Here is a 6,412-nt window from a genome sequence, read left to right as displayed (position 1 = left end):
CTTCTTAAGGTCGAGCCCTTCCTTGACCGACAGCACGAACGGCTTTTCCGAATAGACGTGCTTGCCGGCGTCGAGGATCTGCTTCGATACTTCGTAGTGCACCGCCGGGATGGTCAGGTTGACGATGATGTCGATGTCGTCGGCCTTGAGCAGGTCTTCGACGGTCTCGGCGCGCAGCTTGAACTCCTTCGCCCGCGCCTTGGCCGCCTCCATGTTGATGTCGGCGCAGGCACGCATTTCGATGCCGCGAAACAGCGGCGCCAGCGAAAAATACGCTTTCGAGATGTTGCCGCAGCCGATGACGCCGATGCCAAGTTTCTTTGCCATGCTGATTGCTCCTAATAGGTTTTGGCGGCTGCGATGGAGCGGCGGGCGAAACGCTCGATGTCGTTGGGGTTGTCCTGTTCCATGACATAGTATTGGGCAGCACTCTTGGCACGCAACACCTTGATCAGGCCGGCCCAGTCGATGGTGCCATGGCCGACATCCGACCAGCCATCCTCATCCAGCCCCTCGCCGGGCTTGGCCATGTCCTTGACGTGGACGGCGCTGATGCGCTTGCCGTGCTTTTCGATCCACGGCAACGGATCATCGCCGCCGCGCACCACCCAGGCAACGTCCATCTCCCAGCTGACATCGGGCGCGGATGACAGGATGTGGTCCTGCGGCACCGATCCGTCGGCAAGTTTCTTGAACTCGAAATCATGATTGTGCCAGGCAAAGCCGTAGCCGGCCTTTTTCGCGGCGTCGCCGACCTTGGCCAGGCGTTCGCCGAAGCCGCGCCAGCCGGCCACGTCGGATGGCCGCTGATCGGGCATCAGGAAGGGACAGATGAGCAGCGTGATACCGAGTGCGTCGGCAGTTCTGCGCACGCCGTCGAAATCGTTCTCGAGCGCATCGATCGAGAAATGCCCAGTCGGCATGGCAAGCCCGTTCTTGTCGAGCTCGGCGCGGAATGCCTTGGGGTCATCATAGACGCCGCCAAAACCTTCGACCTGGGCGTAGCCGAGCTTGCCGAGCATGGCGAGCACACCGTCCCAGGGTTGGAAATTGCGGGCGCTGTAAAGTTGGAATGACCAGTTCATCATCTCTGTCCGTTTTGCTTGGGGATTGTCGTATGAGGGTTGTTCTCAAAAGCTAGATGCGTGTGCCCGTTGCGGTGTCGAAAAGCGAAGCGCGCATCGGATCGAAGCCAAGCGTCACCGCCTCGTCATTCTTGGGCGTGCGTTCCGAGGTCACTCGGACGCTGAAATTCTGCTGGGCAAGCTTCAGCCAGACCAGCGTGTCGGAGCCCATGGGTTCGACCACCTCGACATTGGCGGCTATCGAGAACGGCCAGCCGGTGCCGCTGTTCAGGCTGACATGCTCGGGCCTGATACCGAATGTGACGGGGCCGGGAGCCGGAGGCTTGGCAAAGTCGTAAGTGCCGAGCGGGATCTTGATATCCTCGGCCGCGAACCGCCAGCCGCCGTCGGCGTCTTCCAGGCGGCCATCGACGAAGTTCATTGCGGGCGAGCCGAGGAAGCCGGCGACGAAACGGTTGACCGGCCTGTTATAGATGGTCTGCGGCGCATCGAGCTGCTGGATGACGCCGCCCTTCATCACCGCGATGCGGTCGGCCAGCGTCATCGCCTCGATCTGGTCGTGGGTGACGTAGATCATGGTGTTCTGCAGCTTGCGATGCAGCAGCTTGATCTCGACGCGCAGTTCGGCGCGCAGCTTGGCATCGAGATTGGACAGCGGCTCGTCGAACAGGAACACGTCGACATCGCGCACCAGCGCCCGTCCGATCGCGACGCGCTGGCGCTGGCCGCCGGAAAGGGCGGCCGGCTTACGCTGCAGCAGCGGTTCGATCTGCAGGATTTCAGCCGCCCGCGCGATCCGCTTGGCGATCTCTTCTCTTGGCGTGCCGGCGACACGCAGCCCGAAGGACAGGTTCTTCTCCACCGTCATTTGCGGATAGAGCGCATAGGACTGGAACACCATGCCGATGCCGCGGTCCTTGGGCTCTTCCCAGGTGACGTTCTTGCCCTTGATGAAGATGCGGCCCTCGGAAACGTCGAGCAGGCCGGCAATGCAGTTGAGCAAGGTCGACTTGCCGCAGCCGGACGGCCCGAGCAGCACGATGAACTCGCCATCGGCGACATCGAGATTGAGCGTCTCCAGGACGGTCACCGCACCGAAGTTCAGCGACAGGTCCTGGATCGAAACGCTGGTATCATTGGCTGCCGTCATCGCCGTCACCCCTTCACCGCGCCGGCGGCGATGCCGCGTACGAAAAGCTTGCCGGAAATGAAGTAGACGATGAGCGGCACAAGCCCGGTCAGGATGGTTGCGGCCATGTTGACGTTGTACTCCTTCACGCCTTGCACCGAATTGACGATGTTGTTGAGCTGCACCGTCATCGGATAGGTGTCGGGGCGGGTGTAGACGACGCCGAACAGGAAGTCGTTCCAGATGCCGGTCACCTGCAGGATGATGGCGACGACGAAGATCGGCAGCGACATCGGCAGCATGATGCGCAGGAAGATGCCCCAGAAGCCGGCGCCGTCGACGCGTGCCGCCCGGAACAGCTCCTCCGGCATCGAGGCGAAATAATTGCGGAACAGCAGCGTCAGGATCGGCATGCCGAAAATGGAATGGACAATCACCAGCCCGCTGAGGCTGCCATAGAGGCCGATTTCGCGCAGGATGATGACGATCGGATAGATCATCACCTGGTAGGGAATGAAGGCGCCGACGATCAGGATGATGAAGAACGTATCGGCGCCCTTGAAGCGCCAATTGGCCAGTGCATAACCATTCACCGAGGCGATGGCGATCGACAGCAGCACCGACGGCACGGTGATGCGCACCGAATTCCAGAAGCCGCGCGAGAGCCCGTCGCAGTTAAGGCCGGTGCAGGCCGTTACCACGCCTTGACCCACGGCTCGAAGGTGATCTCAAGCGGCGGTGAGAAGATGTTGCCGAGCCGGATCTCCGGCATGCCCTTGAGCGAGGTGACGACCATGACATAGAGCGGCAAGAGGTAGTAGACCGCCATGACGAACAATGTGCCGTAGAGGAAGACGTTGCGGCGCGAAATCATGCGGCGCGGCTTTGGACCGTAGGGCCCTGCGATGTCCTGGCGCGCGCCGGCGGCAACGCTTGCTTGAGCGGTGATGTCTGCAATGCTCATTTGCGTCGCCCGAACTCGAGATAGGCCCAAGGCACGATGACGATCACCACCGAGAGCAGCATCATGGTCGAGGCGGCAAAACCCTGGCCGAGGTTCTGGGCGAAGAACATATAGTCGTAGACGTATTTGGCCGGCACTTCGGATGCGATGCCCGGGCCGCCGCTGGTCTGGGCCACGACCAGGTCATAAACCTTGACGATGCCGGAAGCGATGATGACGAGCGTGGTGATGAAGACCGGCCGCATCATCGGGATGACGATGAACAGATAGGTCTTCCACATCGGGATCCCATCCACCCGCGCCGCCTTCCAGATGTCCTCGTCGATACCGCGCAGGCCGGCCAGCATCAGGCACATGATGAGCCCGGTGCCTTGCCACAGCGCAGCGATCGATATGCCGTAGATGACGATGCTGGAATTATAGAGCGGGTCGAAGCTGAAGCTCGTCCAGCCTAAGTCCCGCACGACATGCTGGATGCCGAAATCCGGATTGAGCAACCACTGCCAGACCAGGCCGGTGACGATGAAGGAGAGCGCGAAAGGATAAAGGAAGATGGTGCGGAACGTGTCCTCGAAGCGGATCTTCTGATCGAGCAGCGCGGCAAGCAGAAAACCGATGACCAGCGAGAACACCAGCGAGATCGCGCCGTAGATCAACAGGTTCTCGATCGAGATCAGCCAGCGCGGCGCCGCCCACAGGCGGTAATACTGGTCGAGCCCGACGAAATTCAGGCGCGGCAGGAGCTTCGAATTGGTGAAGGAATAGAGCACCGTCCAAACGGTGCCGCCGACGAAAACCACCATGGCGGTGAGGATCATCGGGATCGAGGCGACCTTCGCATTGAGGTTGCGGAACAGAAGGTTGGGGCGTGCGCTCTTGCTCATCTCGTCAGCCGGCTGGGTAAGGGCGGTGCATTCCCGGCCCCGCATTCGCAAGGCCGGGAGCGAGGCGGGTTGCCTCCAGCGTCAGTCCGCCGAAGCGATGAGGTCGGCGAAGCGCTTCTGCGCGTCTTCGACGGTCAGTTCCGGCTTGGCGAAGAATTCGGCGAAAAGGTCTTCCTTCTGTTTCTGGGTGTCCTGTGAAAGCAGTTGGTCCGTCCACGGCATGACGGCGCCCTTGGCAAGGATGGCGAGGCCCTTCTTCATGCAGTCGTTGGCCGCATTGAGATCGACGTCGCCGCGCACCGGCAGGGATCCCTTCTTCAGATTGAAGGCAACCTGCGTCTTGGGATCGAGCAGCGTCTCGGCCAGCACCTCCTGCGCCTTGCTCTTGTCGGCATCCTTGAGCAGCGGGAAGTAGAAGGCGTCACCGCCAGTGGCTATCACCTCGTTCAGCCCAAGGCCTGGCAGGCAGGTGTAATCCTTGCCCGCGGTCTTGCCGGCAACCTGAAACTCGCCCTGTGCCCAGTCGCCCATGATCTGGCCAGCGGCCTTGCCGGTGATGACCAGGTTGGTCGCCTGGTTCCAGTCCTGCACATTGGTGTTCTTCGCCATCTTGCGGGCATCGTCCGCGGCCTTGAAGACCTTGGCGACTTCGGGCCCGGCGGCGAACTTGGCATCCTTGTCCTTGTAGACCTTGAGGAACGTGTCCGTGCCGCCCACAGCCGCAAGCAGGACGTCGAAGGCACCGGAGGATTGCCAGGCCTGTCCGCCGACGGCGAGCGGGATGATGCCGGCCTTTTCCAGCGCCGGCGCTGCCGCCACGAATTCATTCCAGTCCTTCGGCAACGGCACGCCGGCCTTCTCGAAGGCCTCGTTGGACAGCCACAACCACTGCCAGGAATGGATGTTGACGGGCACGCAATAAATCTTGCCGTCGATGGTGCAGCCGTCGAGCAGGCTCTTCGGCCGGACGACATCAGTCCACTTGCCCCTGGTGGCGACATCGGTGAGGTCGCGCATCAGGCCGGCCTGCACCAACTCTTCCGCCTGCCGGCCATGGTTGAATTGCGTGGCGCCCATCGGATCGCCACCGGTGATGCGGCTGATCATGATTGGCCGCGCCGTGCCGCCGGAGCCGGCAATGGCGCCGTCCACCCAGTGGTTGCCGGTCGCATCGAATGCCTTGGCAAGTTCCGCAACCGCCGCCGCCTCGCCGCCCGACGTCCACCAATGGGTGACTTCCAGGTCCGTCGCGGCCGCATGGCCGGCAAACTGCAACCCGGCCGTCGCTGCCAGCGCAGCGGTCAAAAATCTGTATCGCATTTCGGCTCCTCCCAGAATCTGAAACGTTACAGATTTTCGATACGGCAATTGCGCGGGCTGTGCAACCCATCAACGAAGCACCCTCGATATTTTTTCGGGCTGCGAACAAATTCGCATGGATGATCGCGCTTCTCATGCACTGCAGCATGGTTTGCTGCGGCGCAAACACCGAAATGCCGCCTGATACGGGCAAAAAGGCGGCGGCAGAGGCAATTTCTCCTGGAATCCCAAGCGTTTCGCAAAAGAACCATCCACCTCGTGGGCGAGGGACATGTAACTCGATATGGCAATCTGTAACGTTTCAGTATATTGAGACTTTACCGGGGCTGGAACGCATATCGTATCGCCATGACGGCGATTGCCGACATGGCTCGCGGCTGCTATGCGCCTGACGGGCGGGACGAATGGACAGACAGCGTACGGACAAGAGCGGGGAGACCTCGGCACAGGGACGGCCGACGTTGAAGACGCTTGCCTTCATGACCGGGCTCGGCGTCACCACCGTGTCACGCGCCTTGAAGGATGCCCCGGAAATCGGCGCCGAAACCAGGCGCCGCGTCCAGCTCGTCGCCAAGCAGATCGGCTACCGGCCGAACCGCGCCGGCGTGCGTCTGCGCACCGGCAGGACCAATGTCATCAGCCTCGTGCTCAACACTGACCGCGAGATCATGAGCTTTGTCTCGGACATCATCTACGGCGTTTCGGAAGTGCTCGCCGAAACGCCCTATCACCTGATCGTCACGCCCTATTCCCGCTCGCAGGATCCGATGGAGCCGATCCGCTATCTCGTCGAGACCGGCTCGGCCGACGGCGTCATCATTTCGCGCACCCAACCGAACGATCCGCGCGCCCGCTACATGCTCGAGCACGGCATGCCCTTTGCCACGCATGGCCGCACCGACATGGGCCTCGTCCATCCCTACCATGACTTCGACAACCATGTTTTCGCGATGGAGGCCGTGCGCCGCCTGGCGAGCATGGGCAGGCACAAGCTGGCGCTTCTGTCGCCGCCGCCCGGGCTGACCTATTA

General features: G+C 61.7%; 6 protein-coding genes and 1 pseudogene. 1 reads left to right on the top strand and 6 read right to left on the bottom strand.

The features are described 5' to 3' along the window. From EN893_RS13710 to EN893_RS13685, 6 genes and pseudogenes are all read right to left on the bottom strand, one after another. Positions 1-327 (bottom strand): Gfo/Idh/MocA family oxidoreductase (locus EN893_RS13710; protein WP_164900842.1); only part of this gene is annotated, 327 nt, incomplete at its 3' end. 11 nt (positions 328-338) lie between these two features. Next, the gene (locus tag EN893_RS13705) at positions 339-1,085 is read right to left on the bottom strand and encodes a sugar phosphate isomerase/epimerase (RefSeq protein WP_127268555.1); all 747 of its coding nucleotides are present in this window, start codon (positions 1,083-1,085) and stop codon (positions 339-341) included. 52 nt (positions 1,086-1,137) lie between these two features. Continuing rightward, positions 1,138-2,235, bottom strand: coding sequence for a sn-glycerol-3-phosphate ABC transporter ATP-binding protein UgpC (ugpC, locus tag EN893_RS13700; protein ID WP_023812494.1), 1,098 nt, complete (start codon positions 2,233-2,235; stop codon positions 1,138-1,140). A gap of 5 nt (positions 2,236-2,240) precedes the next feature. Beyond that, positions 2,241-3,178 (bottom strand): annotated as a pseudogene (locus EN893_RS13695) (carbohydrate ABC transporter permease). Beyond that, entirely contained in the window at positions 3,175-4,062 is an 888-nt protein-coding gene (locus EN893_RS13690) for a sugar ABC transporter permease (protein WP_127322195.1), read from the bottom strand. Before EN893_RS13690 ends, EN893_RS13695 begins: the two are co-directional and overlap by 4 nt. Before the next feature lie 81 nt (positions 4,063-4,143). Then, positions 4,144-5,382 carry an ABC transporter substrate-binding protein gene (locus tag EN893_RS13685; protein ID WP_127272131.1) on the bottom strand — a complete coding sequence of 413 codons (1,239 nt, stop codon included), beginning with the start codon at positions 5,380-5,382 and terminating at the stop codon, positions 4,144-4,146. A gap of 404 nt (positions 5,383-5,786) precedes the next feature. On the opposite strand from EN893_RS13685, the gene EN893_RS13680 reads away from it, so the two are divergent. Next, positions 5,787-6,412 (top strand): LacI family DNA-binding transcriptional regulator (locus EN893_RS13680; protein WP_164900841.1); only part of this gene is annotated, 626 nt, incomplete at its 3' end.

Origin of the sequence: Mesorhizobium sp. M7A.F.Ca.CA.004.04.2.1 (genome assembly GCF_004022825.1) — a bacterium.
GTDB lineage: Bacteria > Pseudomonadota > Alphaproteobacteria > Rhizobiales > Rhizobiaceae > Mesorhizobium.
The sequence above is the reverse complement of the archived record's forward strand: the minus strand, read 5'-3'. Positions and strand labels throughout refer to the sequence as shown.